Raw genomic sequence first — 16,811 nt, 5'->3', positions numbered from 1 at the left:
AAATGTTAGAATTTTTGGAGTTTTTTTCTTCGAAAAATTGATTTTTTGACAAAAAAACAACAAAAAACGAATTTTAACTTTATGAAAATGATAAAAAATCCGCAAAATATGATTTTTAGTTTTCAAAATAAATGATAATTTTGGTTTATACGAATAATAGGTGAGAGAAAATTTTATAAAAATTTTTTGGAAAATGTTATAATTAATATATAGAAAGTAGGAGGAAAAATAATGGTAAGAGCATATATTGGAACATATACAAAACAAGACAGTGAAGGGATATACTTAGTAGACTTATCAGAAGAAGGGAAAGTGTTAGAAGTTAGAAATACAGCGAAGGTTGACAATCCAACGTATTTAGCATTGTCTAATGATAACAAGTATTTATATAGTGTATCTAGAGTAGATGGAAAAGGAGCTGTTTCTAGCTTTGAGGTTGAAGAGAATGGTAACTTGAAAGAATTAACATCAGTAGCTCAAGAAGGAAATCCTCCTTGTTATGTGGAATTGAACTCAGAAAAAAATACTTTATTATCAGCCAACTATCATTTAGGTACAATTGATAGTTACTCTGTTGAAAATGGGAAATTAGTGAAACTTCTATCGACTGACCATCATGAAGGAAGTGGAGTACATGAAAGACAAGAAAAACCTCATGTTCATTTCTCTGGCTTTACTCCAAGTGAAAAATATGTCTTCTCGTGTGATTTAGGAACTGATGAAATTACATCATATAAACTTAATGAGGGAGTTTTAGAAAAAGTAGCTACTTTTAAAGCTAAAGATGGAAGTGGAGTTCGTCATATAGTATTTAGTAGTGATGAAAAACAAGCTTTTGTAATGACGGAACTTACTAGTGAAATAATTACATTTGATTATGATGGAAAGGGAAATTTAGCTAATCCAACATATTATTCTACATTACCAGAAGGCTTTACTTTAGAAAATAAAGGAAGTGCGATTAAAATTTCAAATGACAATAAGTATATATATGTTTCTAACAGAGGACAAGATGCGATAGTTGTTTTTGAAAATACTAAAGATGGATTAAAACAAATTCAAACTATTAGTACTTTTGGTAAAGGGCCTAGAGATTTTGATTTATCAAAAGATAATAAATTTGCGCTAGCTACGAATGAAAATAGTGGAACGATTACTGTATATCGAATAGATAAAACGACAGGAAAGTTAATAGTTGTTGATTCAGAGATTACTGTTCCTGAAGCTGTATGTGCTAAGTTTATATAGAAAAATACCTAAGTTGAGAAAAATCTCAGCTTAGGTATTTCTTTTATGAGTTTCGTTTTTTTACTACAAAGAACGGTGCTCCAAAATTACAGTATTCTAGAATGTAATCTTCAAGGTTGTTTATGTTCTTAGGATTATTGTTATCCTTTGTTAAAATAAATCCAGTAAGTCGTAGTTTTTCATGAGAAATATCTCCGACAATATAGGGTTTATTTTTTAAAACGTCTACTAATTTCTCTTCAAACGTTTCTTTTTGAAAGGCATCTTTAAAATTGTAGACAAGTTCGTAAATAGCACCTTCTACTTCAAAAACTAAATTATTTTGCTCCATATCTAATCCTTTCTAACCACTTGTCTCATGACGTATAGTGCTGCAAAAACAAGTGTATATATTGCCAGTATACCAGTAGCAAAGTACTTCGTACGATCTATAACAATAGTAGTTTTTTCGTAGTTATCTTTTTTATCAAAGTTTTCATCATTGATAAAGTTTGACTTAACTTTATCGAATGTACCAGTGTTAATATTAGAGGCAAACTCAGAAAAAACTGTTCCTTCATTTGCAGATGTAGTTTCATATTTTTGGAAAAGAAGTATTTTCTTATTCATTAGTAAATATGTCACATCTTTTATAGAATGTTTTTCATAGAATAAATCATAAATATCTTCATTGAAGGTAATTTTTTCATTATTTATTGTATAAGTACCAGCTTTAAGTGCTAGTTTATAGTGATAATTCGTAAATAAGTAGTCGTAAGATTTCTGAAGTTTTTCGAAATAAGCAGCTTTATCATCGCTTTGATTTAAAACTGTAATTATAAGTTTAGTATTACCGCTATATGCGTATGTAACACTGTTCTTTTCAGAATAATCTAATCCTAAAACTCTAAATTTATCAGATTCTTTAAATTCAATACTATTTTTAATTTTTTCTCCAGTAGCAAGTGTGTGTTCTGGATTTTTTGTTATTTCTGTTATTTCTGGATAAGTTCTTAATATTAAACTAGTCAGATATGAAATATTTTTCGCAGTACTAATATTATTAGAACTGTTGTTATCAAAAGTCTCTAGTTTTGTATCGTTAAGAGACATAGTTGCAAGTATATCCTTAGCTTTTGTAATATCGATATTGAAATGACTAAAGATTGCTTGGTTAAGACCATTTGACGCTTCATTTTCTAATAAGAAGATAGCATCTTTAACGGTAATAGCTGATTCAAATTTATATTTAGTTAATATATCATCACTATTTTTAATATCAATTTTTGAATCTAATGTTATTTTATTATTTTTTAAATTGTCAGCAAGTAGGTAAAGTGCAAGATAATTAGGAAGTTTACCTACTGATACTTTTTCATTTTCTCCACGTTTAGAAATGATTTTTCCAGTATTTAATTCCGAAACAACTAGATGAGAATTAACGTCGCTAAAATCAATTACCGCATTATTATCTAGGAAGTTATCTTCAGCTTTTGTGAAGTTTGGAATTAAAAAAACAAGAAGTAAAATCAAAATACTAATTTTTTTTAGTTTCATTATTTCAATCCTTTATTTCAAACTTGTTTAGAATAGTTTTTTCCTTTTGTTTATTTTTTAGTAATAATGAGGAAGAAAGTAATTCTAAACACATACATTCTAGTATATTACAAAATAAGGAAAAATTCCAATAAGAAGGAGGAGATTTAAAAAATTTTAACTATTGTAAATAATCTTATAATAAATTTTATGAGGAAAAATTTGCAACTAAATTATTCCATGTTATAATTAGATGATGTTTGATTAAATAGGAGAAAGTAGAGATTTAAGATGAAATATGATGTAATTGTAATAGGTCTTGGTAGTGCCGGACTTATGATAGCAGATAGGCTTAATGATAGTGGCTTAAAAGTTCTGGTTCTTGAGCAAAATAGAAGAGCGGGGATAAAATTGCTTTTAACTGGTAATGGGCGTTGTAATGTTATGAGTAGCGATAATGCTGAGGATTTTGTAGCCGCTGTTCATAATGGTAGATTTTTAAGAAGTGCGTATCATAAATATAATGTTAAGAAGTTTTTTGATAAACATAATTTGAAATTAAAACAAGAAAATAGAAGATTATATCCAGCTAGTGAGAAGGCTAGAGATGTAGTTAATGCTTTTAAAATAGACCATGCAAAGATTAACTATAAGGAAAAAGTAGAAGACTTAGTATTTGAAGATGATAAACTAGTAGGTATAAAAACAAATGTGGATACATACTATGGAAAGAATATAGTAGTGTGTGCAGGTGGAAAAACATACCCTCAGAGCGGAAGTGATGGTTCACTACATAGAATTTTAAAAAAACACGGGATTAAGATTACGAAAATATATCCTAGTGAGGTAGCTTTAGTTTTTGAAGATTTTAGAGAACTGTCAGGAGTTGCACTGCAAAATGTGAGGATGTTCCATAAGAAAAATGAAAGAAGCGGAGATTTGTTGTTTACACATAAAGGATTAAGTGGTCCGTTATCAATATCTATGGGTGAGTTTGTAGCAAGGTATCCTGAAGATAAGTTTTACTTGGATTTTTATCCTGAACTAAATGAAGAGGAACTATTTGCTAAATTGTGGGAAGATAATAAATTCCTACAAGGGAAATTACCTAAGAGCTTTTACAATTTTATGATAGAAAAATATTTCCCAGAAAATGTTAGTAAGAAGGAGTTAAGGAAGTTTGTAACGAAAATCAAACGTTATGAATTAATTGATGTTAAGACGATGCCTTTAGAATATGCATTTACAACTGCGGGAGGAGTAGATTTAAAAGTAGTAAGTCCGAAAACTTGTAGTCACAAAAAAATAGAGAATTTATATTTTGCGGGTGAGATACTAGATTTACATGGAGAAATCGGTGGATATAATTTAATGGTAGCATGGTTTACGGGTATGGTTGTAGCAGATGCTATTAAAGAAAAATACGGAATAGAATAATACAAAGTGCACCAATAGAGATATTAGAAGTCTCTATTGGTGTTATTTTTTGTTTACTTTTATTGGAAGCAATAGTATAATAGTTTTATTGAAATTGAAAATGAAAGGTAGACAAAAGTGAAAAAGCATTTTAAGAAAATATTAGCAACACTACTAATTGTTTTAGTTGTTGCATTTGGTTTTGTTGGAAATTATTTCTATAACTTTGGGTTGAATCCGAAAGTTGATAAAAGTGGTATAGTAAATCAAGATAGTGATGGTAGTAAAGAGGATAAAACAGCCATAAACAAGTGGTTTGACGAGACGAAGCAAATTACAGAAATGGAGTCTGTTACCAAGAACAAGCTGGTAGGTTATAAGTTTGTTAATCCTAATGCTAAAAAATGGATTTTTGTAGTTCATGGATACACTAGTGATGCTAAGAAAATGGCTAACTATATTAAAAAATTCTACGATATGGGATATAGTGTTTTTGCTCCGGACTTAATAGCTCACGGTAATAGTGAAGGTGACTTTATTTCAATGGGTGGCTATGATTCTGATGATTTAGTTAATTGGGTGAAGAAAATATCAGCAGAAAATAATAATGCTGATACTGCATTGTTTGGTATTAGTATGGGAGCTGCTACTGTAATGAATGCAGTAGGTAAAAACTTACCATCAAATGTAAAAACTTTTATAGAAGATAGTGGATATGTAAATTTGAAAGTAGAGTTTACTTATCAATTGAAAAAATTATTTAATTTACCAAGTTTCCCAGTTATTCCAGCAGCGAATACAGTAACTAAAATTCGAGCAGGATACTTTTTTGGTGATGTGGATGCTACAAAAGCACTGAAAGAAACGAAACTACCTGCCTTAGTATTGCACGGTGAAGAAGATGGTTTTGTTCCTTTAGAACACGGTAAACAAGCTTATGATTTAATAACTTCAGAAAAAGAATTCCATAGTTTTCCTGGCATGAAGCACGTTCAAGCTGAAAGAAAATATAGAGAGCAGTATTGGAAGATTGTAGGAGAATTTTTAAAGAAACATTTTGAATAAAAGAAAGACGATTGATAAATTTATCAATCGTCTTTAATTAATGAAAGGATTTAAAATTTGAGATTTTACGTTATAACATTATATATAGTTATTCCCCTACAACAACTAGTTCTTTGTTAAGTTTGTTTAAAACTTCACAACCATCTTCTGTAACAAGAACTAAGTCTTCAATACGAACACCGAATTCTCCTGGAAGATAAATACCTGGTTCAATAGAGAAAATCATACCAGGTTCACACTTAGTTTCGTTAACGCTAGAAATGTCTCCATATTCGTGGCATTCAAGACCGATGTGGTGACCTGTACGGTGTGTAAAGAATTCACCATATCCTTTTTCAGTTATGTAGTCACGACAAGCTGCATCAATATCGCAGAATCTAACACCTGGTTTAACAAGAGCAACACCACGTTTTTGTGCTTCTAATACAGTTTCGAATACCTCGCGAGCTTTTTCGCTTGGTTGTTTCCAGAACACAGTACGAGTCATGTCAGAACAGTAGTTGTCTTTAATACCACCCATATCGATTATAATTGAATCACCTGGTTTTAGATATCTATCTCCTACTGTACCGTGGGGATTAGCTCCGTTAGCTCCATATCCAATAATTGGATCAAATGATAGTCCTTCTACTCCTAAATCTTCGTGGATAGCAAGTAGATCTTTTACAATATCTTTTTCAGATTTTTCAGCAGAAATACTATTGATAACACGTTGGCAAGCCTCATCGTTAAGAAGAGAAGCGCGACGCATAAGTTCTTTTTCTTCTTCATCTTTAATCATACGAACACGGTCAACGATTTGAGATACATCTACGAATTTACTTTCTGGTAGATAATCCATAAGTGGTAGTAAAAATCTAGCTGGAAGAACTTTATCAATTCCAACTACTGAACCATTAGGAATAGATTTTGATAGAATTTCTATAGGTTTATCAGTATCAGAATAAACTACTTTTTCTAAACCTAAATCTTTATCCAGTGGGAATAAAGCGTTGATGAAAAGTTTATGATTCCCACTTTCATCAAGAAGTACTGCATAAAATCTTTCACCTGGATGTTCTAGGTGCCCTGTTAAATAGAAGATTGAATAAGGGTCGCTAATAAGAGCTTGATTAATCCCTTGTTCTTTCATTTTAGATAAAATTTTATTAGTTCTTGAAAGTTTCATATTATACAACTCCTTTAAAAATATTATGAACTTTAATATAATTATAGCATTTACAATAATTAAATACAATAGTGATTATAAGAATATCTGTAATGTTTTCTGGAAAATAGTTGAATGATAAAATATGTTGTGTTATAATAGAGAAAAAAATGGTGGGTAACCACCAAAGAAAGAAGGGGTTTTTATGTCAGAAACGGTAAAACACGGTAAACCGTGGAGTTTTTATATGAGTTCAATTACGTTCGCTTTCGAACGCTGTGCTTATTATTCTTCTAAATGGCTGATTATTATTTATGTTACAGCAGCTGTGATTTCTGGAGGAATGGGCGAAAGTGGTCTTGGGCTTGGTAAAGTTGAAGGTGCAGCAATGCAGTCGAACTTAGTAGCATTTACTTATCTTGCGCCAGTATTATTAGGTTTTATAGCTGATAAGTTGATAGGGGCCAGATATCTAATTCCGGTTGGTCTTGTATTGATGGGATTAGGATATGGTTATGCAGGATTTGTAGGGTCACACTCTTCACTGTGGATAATGATTATTTTAGTTTCTATTGGAACTGGATTTTTCAAAGGTAATCTGCAAGCGGTAGTAGGACGAATTTTTGAGGGAGATCAAAAACGTAAAGATGATGCTTTCTCAACAATGTATTCATTTATTAATATAGGGTCTTTCGTTGGTACTACTGCAGTAGGAGTTTTATATGTTAAACTTGCTACAGCAAGTTCAAACGGATACTTACAGTGCTTCAAAATAGCGGGATTACTTTGTATTATAGGTGCAATCTGGTTCGTTTTAGGTTATAAATCTTTAGGAGAAGTTGGTAAGCGTCCTTTTGCTGAAGGTGAAGAAAAACATGACACTAAAGTTAAAGTAAATCGTTCATTAGAAAAATACGAAGTTCGTCGTGTATACTCTATCGTAATCATTTCATTACTATCAGTAATCTTCTGGACATTCTGGTATTTAACTTACGTAATTTTATATGATTACATGCCGAAATTTGTAGATGATAAGATAGGTACGTTTACAGTTCCGACATCATGGTTAGATTCTCTTAATGCTTTTGCTTGTATAGCTTTAGGGCCAATCTTAGGTGCTTTATGGTATAAACTTGCTAATCGTCCACAAGGAGACTGGAGTTTATATAAAAAAGCATCAATCGCGTTATTCCTTCTTGGGGCAACATTTGGTGTGTTAGCACTAACTGAAGTTAGCCGTGGAGTAGGAGCTCCAGAAACTCAAAAAGCTAGTATTCTTTGGGTAGTGTTATTCTTTATTGTATTAAGTGTAGCTGAAATGTTCTTCTCTCCACTTGGAGCTTCATTCGTATCTAAATATGCACCAAAACACATCTTATCAATTATGATGGCTGTTTGGATTGTTGCAACATTTGGGGCTGCTAAAGGATATAGTTTCTTATATGCAGCTGTGGCGGAAGTACCTATTATCAAACTTTCACTAGGAATTGGTGTTGTCTGTGTAGTAGTAGCAGCATTAGTATTCATGTTCGAGAAAAAATTAGCTAGCTTAGTTGAACTACGCGAAGGTGAAACATTAGTAGAAGACTAATTTAATATAAAAAAATAAGTAGGAATTTTATTTCTACTTATTTTTTTATATAATCTTATCGAAAGTTAAATATTTTAAATTCATGTATATAAGGTGAATTTAGAGTTAATTCAGATTATATTAAAGTTATGTTATGTTAATTTTATAATTGTAGTATAACTGAATGTGTTAAAAAAAATCTTATTTATTTTAATGATAAAATATAAAATTTTATTTTTTATTAATAATGAAAAAATATTGATTTTGTGATAAAATAAAATTGTAGAAAAAATTGCACTATAGGAGGTGTTATTATGGCAGAATTAAGAACATTATATCCTGCTATTAAAGAGAATTTCTCTAAAATGTTAAAAGTTGATGATACGCACACAATTTATTACGAAGAAAGTGGTAATCCTGATGGGGTACCAGTAGTATTCCTACATGGAGGACCAGGATGTGGTACTGTGCCGAGTTGTAGACAATACTTTGATCCTGAATTCTATCGTATAATATTATTTGATCAACGTGGAAGTGGAAAATCTACTCCTCATGCATGTCTAGAAAATAATGATACTTGGCACATTATTGAAGATATTGAGAAAATAAGAGAAGATTTAAATATTGATAAATGGCTAGTGTTCGGTGGTAGTTGGGGTTCTACTTTATCACTTTGCTATGCTATTAAACATCCTGATCGAGTTTTAGGATTGGTATTACGTGGTATTTTCTTAGGAAGAAGAGAAGATATTGTATGGATTTATGAAAAAGGTGGAGCAAGTAATATCCATCCAGAATCATTTGAAAGATATGAAAGTATCATTCCTAAAGAAGAACGTCATGATATGATTCATGCTTATTATAAACGTTTAACAAGTGAAGATAGAGAAACGAGAGAAGTAGCAGCAAAAGAATGGAGTATGTGGGAAGGAAGCTTAGTAACATTATATCCAGATCCAAACCTAGAACAAAGTTTTGGAGAAATTAATTATGCAATCTCGATGGCAACTATTGAATGTCACTTCTGGATGAATAATATGTTCTGGGATGATGACGATTGGATTTTAAATAATATCGATGTTATCAAAGATATTCCTACTACAATAGCTCATGGTCGTTATGATGTTGACTGTCGTGCTATAGGAGCATATGAATTAAGTAAAAAATTAAATAATTGTAAATTAGATATCGTTGTATCAGGTCACTCATCAGGAGAACCTGCAATTGTAGATTCTTTAGTTAGATCAACTGATTACTTTAAAGAATTATTAAAATAATTATTTATGAATAGTGTTTAGGCTGTAGCGATGTCGAGTTATGGCCTATTCTTATATAAATTAAATATATTTAAGTCATGGATTTTAGGAAAATTATAAGTATTGACTTGTATTAATAATGAAAAACGCTTTATTATATGATAAAATAATGGGTGTGATAGATTAAATAAATATAGTAAGAATCTTATTTGCTATATTTGAGTTAAAAAGTTACAGAAATACAAAAAACAAATAACAAAGGAGTAAGGAAAATGGCAGTGAAAGACAGAATAGCTCAATTAAGAGTATTAATGGAAAAAAATGGAATCGATGTTTATATGGTTCCAACAGCTGATTTTCATAACAGTGAATATGTAGGGGAACATTTCAAAGCTCGTGCATTCATGAGTGGATTTACAGGATCTGCTGGGACTTTAGTAGTTACAAAAGATTTTGCAGGATTATGGACAGATGGTCGATATTTCTTACAAGGTGCTAAACAATTAGAAGGAACTGGAATTGAGTTGCAAAAAATGTGCGAACCAGGTGTTCCTACTATTGCAGAATTTATTACTGAAAACACACCGGAAAATGGTGTATTAGGATTTGATGGTCGTGTTGTAACTTTTGGTGAAGGTAAAGACTTAGCTACTAAATTAAAACGTAAAAATGCTACTGTAAAATATGAAGTAGATTTAGTAGATGAAATTTGGACAGATCGTCCACCGTTATCAGAAGCACCTGCTTTCTATTTAAACTTAGAACGTGCTGGGGAATCTGTTGCTAGTAAACTTGAAAGAGTACGTAAAGAAATGAGTGAAGTTGGAGCAAACATCCACGTTATTACTACTCTTGACGATATTGGTTGGTTGTTAAATATCCGCGGTATGGATGTAGATTTCTTCCCGTTATTACTAAGTTATGCTGTTGTTTATGAAGATAAAGTAGACTTATATGTTGATGAAAGAAAATTCTCTGACGAAATAAAACAACACTTAGCAGAAAATCATGTTGAAATTAAACCTTATAATGATGTGTATGCAGATGTGAAAAAATTCTCAGGAAATGATGTAGTGTTAGTTGACCCAGGTTGTCTAAATTATGCAGTATTTAACAATATTCCAAAAGAAATAACTCTTGTAGAAAGACGTAATCCTACAATCCTTATGAAAGCTATTAAAAATGAAGTTGAGCTGCAACATACTATTAAAGCCCATGTGAAAGATGGTATAGCTCATACTAAATTTATCTACTGGCTAAAACAATTAGTAAAACAAGGGGTAAGTGAACAAGAAGATGAACTTTCAGCATCTGATAAACTTGTAGAATTTAGAAAAGCTCAAGGTGGATTTATTTGTCCAAGTTTTGCGCCTATTTGTGGACATGCTGAAAATGGAGCAATAATACACTATTCTTCTTCAAAAGAAACATCTATTCCATTACGTACAGGAACATTCTTCCTTACTGATACAGGAGCTCACTATGAAGAAGGATCAACTGATATCACACGTACTACAGCAATGGGAGAAGTTAGTGATAGATTAAAACGTGATTATACAAGAGTACTTCAATGTCACTTACGTTTATCAAGACTTAAATTCTTAGAAGGAATGTCTGGAGCAAACGTAGACTTGTTTGCTCGTGCACCATTAATGTATGATTATGAAAACTTTAATCACGGAACAGGACACGGTGTTGGTTACCTAGGTAATATTCATGAAGGTCCACAAGGTATTCACTGGGGAATATATCGTGCATCAGAACCATTTAAAGATGGTATGACAATGACTAATGAACCAGGATTATATATTTCAGGTTCACATGGTATTCGTTTAGAAAATGAACTTATCATTAGAAATACTGTAAAAAATGAATACGGTCAATTTATGGAATTTGAAGTTATGACTTTTGTACCTTGGGATTTAGAAGCTATTGATGTGTCTATTCTTACAAGTGAAGATAAATATGAATTGAACAATTATCATAAAAAAGTATTTGAAGTTTTAGCTCCACATTTTGAAGGTGAAGAATTAGAATGGTTAAAACAAGCCACTAGAGAAGTATAATTTTAACGGAAGGTTTCAAGTTCGCTTGGAACCTTCTACTAATATTTTATAAAAAGTGATATAATATATATTATTGAAATAAATTTAGCGATTATTTCAAAATTTAGTCTAAAAATCGAGGTAAATCATATGGATTTAAACACACAATTAAAAAAATATGCACAACTTATAGCTAAAGTTGGATTAAATATTCAAAAAGATCAACCAGTTTTAGTTAGAGCTAGTACAGAAACACGTGATTTTGTTGCTAAAGTAGTAGAAGCATGCTACGAATTAGGGGCTAAAAGAGTGTCTGTAGAATGGCGTGATCAAGAGTTAACAAAATTACACTTGAATTATCAAACAGAAGAAACTCTAAGTACGGTAGGGCAATGGTACATTGACAAATATCAAGATGAGCTAGATGAAGGAGCAGCATTCTTGTCTATTATTGGTGATGATCCAGATGGATTAGCGGGAGTAGATAGTGCAAAATTAAAAGCTTCTATGGTAGGTCGTTCTAAAGCGATGCGTAACTACATGAAATCTATCATGAGTGACGAATGCCCTTGGTGTGTTGTGTCTGCTTCAACAGTTGGATGGGCGAAAAGACTATATCCTGAACTAGGTGATGAAGAAGCATACTTAAAACTTTGGGATCAAATTCTAAGTGCTTGTCGTTCAACTGGAAATGACCCAGTTGCAGATTGGGAAGAACATATTAAAGTTCTAGATGAAAAAGCTAAATTCTTACATGAAAATGAATTGGTGAAACTACATATTACAAATGACTTAGGAACAGACTTATATGTAGGACTTCCGAAAAATCATATTTGGCAAAGTGCGGGAAGTTATGCTAAAAAGGCTGACCGTTTTGTAGCTAATATTCCAACTGAAGAAGTATTTACAATGCCTCACAAAGATGAAACTAATGGGATTGTATATAATGCAAAACCATTAAACTACGGTGGAGTACTAATTGATAATTTCTGGTTAAAATTTGAAAATGGTAAAGTAGTAGATTTCGAGGCAGAACGTGGTTATGATGTTCTTAAGAATTTATTAGATACTGATGAAGGGGCAAGAAGAATTGGGGAAATGGCCTTAGTTCCATTTGATTCGCCTATATCTAACACGAAAATATTATTCTTAGAGACATTATTTGATGAAAATGCAGCTTGTCATATTGCGTTAGGAAAAGCATATCCAACATGTGTTAAAGGTGGTCCTGAAATGACTGATGAACAATTAGCAGAAGCGGGAGCTAACGATAGTTTAGTTCATGTTGACTTTATGATAGGTGAAGCAACAACAAATATTACTGGTTACACAGAAGATGGTAAAGAAATAGCTATTTTCAAAGATGGAAACTGGGCATAGAAGTACATAATTCTAAGCTTAATATAAAAGTATAGATTTAATAAAATAAATACTATACTAATGATACTAAAGAAACTGGTTGGGGGCTACTTAATTAGGAGTGATTTCTTATAGAAATCATGATTAAGGGTAGTCCCCAAAGTTTTTATAAGGTTTATAGTATGAAATCTAAAAAATGAATTTAAAATATTAATGTAGATTTTATTTGCGAAAAGTAAATAAATATGTGATAATAGATTGTACTAATATTTAGGGGTGATTAAATGCGTTTGGATAAATTTTTAAAAGTATCAAGAATTATCAAAAGAAGAACGGTTGCTAATGATATATCGTCAGAGGGACATATAGCTATTAATGGTAAGAAGGCAAAACCATCTAGCACTTTAAAAATAGGGGATGAAATTACTATTTATTTTGCTAAAAAAGAGGTTGTGTATGAGGTGTTGGAATTAAAAGATAGCACTAAAAAAGAAGATGCAACAAAAATGTTTAAAATTCTTTTAGAAAAATCAAGAGAAGTAGAAAATGAGAGAACAGAATAGTCAGTTTAAAAAAGATGTGCTAAAGGCTAAAGCTAAATATAGAAAACGTCGTAAGTTTATTATATTAGTTATTATGACTTTTGCATTATCTGTAACATTGTTGCAAACTTTTTTATACATACGTGATAAGAAACAAATAAATTCACAATTAGCAGAGCAGAATAAAATGATTGAAAATCTAGATAAAGAGAACAAGGTTAATGAACTTGTAATTGATAAGTTAAAAGATCCTTATTTTATTACTGACTTAGTAAGACAAGAGTATGGTCTAAGTTATCAAGGAGAATTGATTTTTAATATTCCGTTGCAAGAAAACTTTTTACAGGCAGCAATAAAATCTATTATGGATGGCAATTTGGAAAAATCCGAAGATAATAACGGTCGAATCGATGATAGTAAAATCCCAGAATTAGCTAAAAAAGATGATAAGAAATCAACTAAAAAAACTGATAATAACTCTCCTGATGAAGATGAAAACAATGAAAAAGATGAAAAAAATCAGGCTCAAAGAGCAACTAATAGAAATTCAAACATTAATAATCAAAGAAGTAACAGGGGTTAACACCTTGTTACTTTTTTATTTTTTATATACTAAGGTGTTAATGTAAAAAATATATTATAAAAAAATACTTTCTATAGTTAATAGAATGAATAATTGATACATATAACGTATAGACATTTGAAGATTATTTTTGTAGTATTTAATTCAATATATTTAAGTATAAATATTTGTTAAAAAGTTGCTAAAATGTTAATATATAGATAACAAATTTAATGATACATAAATCGGAGGAAATTATGAATAAATATCAAGGGGATGCATTGCATACCGATCTTTATCAAATTAACATGGGCTATGCGTACTTCAAAGATGGAATACACGAAAGAAAGTCGTATTTTGATGTGTATTTTAGAAAAATACCATTTGGTGGAGGGTATGCAGTATTCGCTGGACTTGCCAAAATTATCGATTATGTGAACTCGTTTGAATTCTCTGAATCAGATATAGATTTTTTACGTGAATTAGGTTATGCAGAGGATTATTTAGATTACTTAAGTAAAATGAAATTCACTGGAAATATACGTTGTGTGAAAGAAGGAGAGATTGTTTTCGGGAATGAACCTCTTTTAAGAATTGAGGCACCACTAATTCAAGCTCAAATTATGGAAACTGCTATATTAAATATAGTTAACTATCAAATCTTAATAGCGACAAAAGCTGCAAGAATCAAGCACTTATGTCCAGATGAAGTTTGTATGGAATTCGGAACGCGTCGTGCTCATGAATTTGATGCAGCGATATGGGGTACTCGTGCTTCAGTAATTGGAGGATTTGAAGCGACAAGTAATGTAAAAGCAGCAAAACTATTTAATATTCCATGTAGTGGAACGCATGCTCATTCATTTGTTCAAGCGTATGAAGATGAAGAAATTGCATTTAAAAAATATGCTGCGGCACATAAAGATTGTTACTTCTTAGTTGATACTTATGATACATTGCGTTCAGGAATTCCGACAGCTATTAAAGTTGCAGACGAATTGAAAGATGAAATTAATTTCTTAGGTATTAGATTAGATTCAGGAGACATCGCTTATCTTTCTAAAGCAGCTAGAAAAATGTTAGATGAAGCGGGATACCCAAATGCTAAAATAGTAGCATCAAACGACCTAGATGAAGATACAATTACTCACCTTAAACAACAAGGTGCTAGAATTGATGCATGGGGTGTTGGAACTAAACTTATAACTGCTTACGATAATCCAGCGTTGGGTGCAGTGTATAAACTTGCATGTTTAGAAAATAATAACGGAGAGATGATTGATAGACTAAAAGTTTCAGAAAATCCAGGTAAATTAACTATTCCAGGTATTAAAAAAGTTTATAGAATAATAAATAAAGATACAGGAATGGCAGCAGGTGATTACATTGCCCTAGAAAAAGAAGATGTAAGTGCAGAGCCAAGTATAAAATTATTCCACCCGACCCATACATATTTAGAAAAAGAAGTTAAAAACTTTGAAGCAAGAGATCTACATGTAGATATTTTTAAAGATGGAAAGCAAATCTATGAAGTTCCAACAGTACAAGAAAGTGCAGAATACTTTAAAGAAAATAAAAAACTACTATGGAATGAGTACTTACGATTATTAAACCCTGAGTTCTATCCGGTGGATTTAAGTACAGAATGTTGGGAAAATAGAAATACAATATTGAAAAAAGTAACAAAAAAATCAAATTAATAGGTGAGAAAATGGCATTACAACAAGAAGTAATAAAAAAATTAAGATGTAAAGCTGAAATTAATGTTGATGAGGAGATTAGACTAACTATTAATTTTTTAAAAGACTACATTAAGAAAAATAGTTTTATAAGAAGTCTTGTTTTAGGTATATCGGGTGGTCAAGATTCGACATTATGTGGTAAGCTATGTCAAATGGCTATTAATGAACTGAAAGAAGAAACGGGAGAAGAATATACTTTTATTGCAGTAAGACTTCCGTATGGTGAGCAATTTGATGAAGCCGATTGTAATGATGCATTGCAATTCATAAAACCTGATAAGGTATATACAGTGAATATTAAGGACGCAGTAGATGCTAGTGTAAATTCATTAAAAATAGCAGGAGTAGAAATTTCCGATTTTGCTAAAGGAAATGAGAAGGCAAGAGAAAGAATGAAAGCTCAATATTCAATTGCTACAATGAATAAAGGTATAGTTGTTGGAACAGATCACGCGGCAGAAGCAATTACAGGATTTTTTACAAAACACGGTGATGGAGGAGCAGATATTGTACCATTATATAGATTAAATAAAAGACAAGGTAAGGCAATATTAAAAGCTTTAGATTGTCCAGAACACTTATATTTGAAAAAACCAACTGCAGATTTAGAAGAAGATAGACCTGCGTTAGAAGATGAAGTAGCTCTAGGTGTTACATATGATAATATAGATGATTATTTAGAAGGTAAGGTTGTACCGGATGAAATAAGAGAAGTAATAGAAGGGCGCTATATAAAATCTGAACACAAGCGTAATCTACCAGTTACAGTATTTGATTTTTATAATATATAGAAGAAAATAAAATATAGAAGAGGGTACTAGAGTATAATAGTATCCTCTTCTATATACATTAATAGCTATAAAATAAAATAATAAGAAAATACAAAAACATGTTGACATAATAATATGAAGATGGTAGAATAATAAAAGTCTTCTTAAAGGCAATCTCTAAATTTTAAATATTAAGAAAAAAGTTTTAAAAAAACTTGACATGATTAATAGTTAATGATAGAATAATAAAAGTCTTCTGATAGAAGACGAACAATAAAACATTTCAAAATAACAAATGTTAAGATATTAGAAAAAACTTCTTGACAAAGAACAAAAGAAATGTTAAAATAAAAAAGTCTCAAAGAAAAGACAAGGTCATTCACATTAGTAAAGTAAACGGTTAAAAAGTTTTAAAAAATGCAAAAACTTCTTGACAAAAACTTAAATGAATGATAAAATAGTAAAAGTCTTCTCGTTGAAGACGGAAAAACATTTTTAAAAAAGTTTTAAAAAAGACTTGACAAAGAATTTTAAAAATGTTAAAATATAAAAGTTGTTAATCACAACAATTTGA

At 30.9% G+C, this 16,811-nt stretch carries 14 protein-coding genes; 11 read left to right on the top strand and 3 right to left on the bottom strand.

The features are described 5' to 3' along the window. Positions 1 to 231 precede the first annotated feature (231 nt). On the top strand, positions 232 to 1,248 hold the full coding sequence (locus tag JX287_RS03525; RefSeq protein ID WP_204642072.1) for a lactonase family protein: 1,017 nt from the start codon (positions 232 to 234) through the stop codon (positions 1,246 to 1,248). A gap of 43 nt (positions 1,249 to 1,291) precedes the next feature. Here the strand turns inward: JX287_RS03525 and JX287_RS03520 are convergent, their stop codons facing one another. Next, on the bottom strand, positions 1,292 to 1,579 hold the full coding sequence (locus JX287_RS03520) for a YutD-like domain-containing protein (protein WP_003147842.1): 288 nt from the start codon (positions 1,577 to 1,579) through the stop codon (positions 1,292 to 1,294). A 2-nt stretch (positions 1,580 to 1,581) separates the two neighbouring features. Next, positions 1,582 to 2,784, bottom strand: a complete 1,203-nt coding sequence (locus JX287_RS03515) for a hypothetical protein (protein WP_204642070.1) — start codon at positions 2,782 to 2,784, stop codon at positions 1,582 to 1,584. Positions 2,785 to 3,054: 270 nt separating this feature from the next. On the opposite strand from JX287_RS03515, the gene JX287_RS03510 reads away from it, so the two are divergent. Then, positions 3,055 to 4,200 carry an NAD(P)/FAD-dependent oxidoreductase gene (locus JX287_RS03510; protein ID WP_204642068.1) on the top strand — a complete coding sequence of 382 codons (1,146 nt, stop codon included), beginning with the start codon at positions 3,055 to 3,057 and terminating at the stop codon, positions 4,198 to 4,200. Positions 4,201 to 4,317: 117 nt separating this feature from the next. Next, a complete protein-coding gene (locus JX287_RS03505) occupies positions 4,318 to 5,244 on the top strand; it encodes an alpha/beta hydrolase (RefSeq protein WP_204642055.1) in 927 nt (308 codons plus the stop codon). A gap of 88 nt (positions 5,245 to 5,332) precedes the next feature. On the opposite strand, the gene JX287_RS03500 is transcribed toward JX287_RS03505, so the two are convergent. Continuing rightward, positions 5,333 to 6,412: a M24 family metallopeptidase gene (locus JX287_RS03500; RefSeq protein ID WP_204642048.1), complete on the bottom strand. Its 1,080-nt coding sequence runs from the start codon at positions 6,410 to 6,412 to the stop codon at positions 5,333 to 5,335. Between the two features lie 184 nt (positions 6,413 to 6,596). On the opposite strand from JX287_RS03500, the gene JX287_RS03495 reads away from it, so the two are divergent. The 8 genes from JX287_RS03495 to nadE all read left to right on the top strand — a co-directional run bounded on the left by JX287_RS03495 (position 6,597) and on the right by nadE (position 16,258). Then, positions 6,597 to 7,982, top strand: a complete 1,386-nt coding sequence (locus JX287_RS03495) for a peptide MFS transporter (protein WP_204642046.1) — start codon at positions 6,597 to 6,599, stop codon at positions 7,980 to 7,982. Between the two features lie 293 nt (positions 7,983 to 8,275). Then, positions 8,276 to 9,238, top strand: a complete 963-nt coding sequence (gene pip, locus JX287_RS03490) for a prolyl aminopeptidase (RefSeq protein WP_204642044.1) — start codon at positions 8,276 to 8,278, stop codon at positions 9,236 to 9,238. Positions 9,239 to 9,489: 251 nt separating this feature from the next. Further along, positions 9,490 to 11,283 carry an aminopeptidase P family N-terminal domain-containing protein gene (locus tag JX287_RS03485; RefSeq protein WP_204642036.1) on the top strand — a complete coding sequence of 598 codons (1,794 nt, stop codon included), beginning with the start codon at positions 9,490 to 9,492 and terminating at the stop codon, positions 11,281 to 11,283. Positions 11,284 to 11,412: 129 nt separating this feature from the next. Continuing rightward, entirely contained in the window at positions 11,413 to 12,642 is a 1,230-nt protein-coding gene (locus JX287_RS03480) for an aminopeptidase (protein ID WP_204642034.1), read from the top strand. A gap of 263 nt (positions 12,643 to 12,905) precedes the next feature. Continuing rightward, positions 12,906 to 13,184 carry an RNA-binding S4 domain-containing protein gene (locus tag JX287_RS03475; protein WP_204642032.1) on the top strand — a complete coding sequence of 93 codons (279 nt, stop codon included), beginning with the start codon at positions 12,906 to 12,908 and terminating at the stop codon, positions 13,182 to 13,184. Then, on the top strand, positions 13,168 to 13,746 hold the full coding sequence (locus JX287_RS03470; protein WP_204642031.1) for an FtsB family cell division protein: 579 nt from the start codon (positions 13,168 to 13,170) through the stop codon (positions 13,744 to 13,746). The genes JX287_RS03475 and JX287_RS03470 overlap by 17 nt, the downstream gene beginning before the upstream one ends. Positions 13,747 to 13,982: 236 nt before the next feature. Then, entirely contained in the window at positions 13,983 to 15,425 is a 1,443-nt protein-coding gene (locus tag JX287_RS03465) for a nicotinate phosphoribosyltransferase (RefSeq protein ID WP_204642030.1), read from the top strand. An 11-nt stretch (positions 15,426 to 15,436) separates the two neighbouring features. Beyond that, a complete protein-coding gene (gene nadE / locus JX287_RS03460) occupies positions 15,437 to 16,258 on the top strand; it encodes an ammonia-dependent NAD(+) synthetase (protein WP_204642027.1) in 822 nt (273 codons plus the stop codon). Positions 16,259 to 16,811: the final 553 nt, after the last annotated feature.

Source organism: Gemella haemolysans (assembly GCF_901873445.1).
In the GTDB taxonomy this organism is placed as follows: Bacteria; Bacillota; Bacilli; order Staphylococcales; family Gemellaceae; genus Gemella; species Gemella haemolysans_C.
The sequence above is the reverse complement of the archived record's forward strand: the minus strand, read 5'-3'. Positions and strand labels throughout refer to the sequence as shown.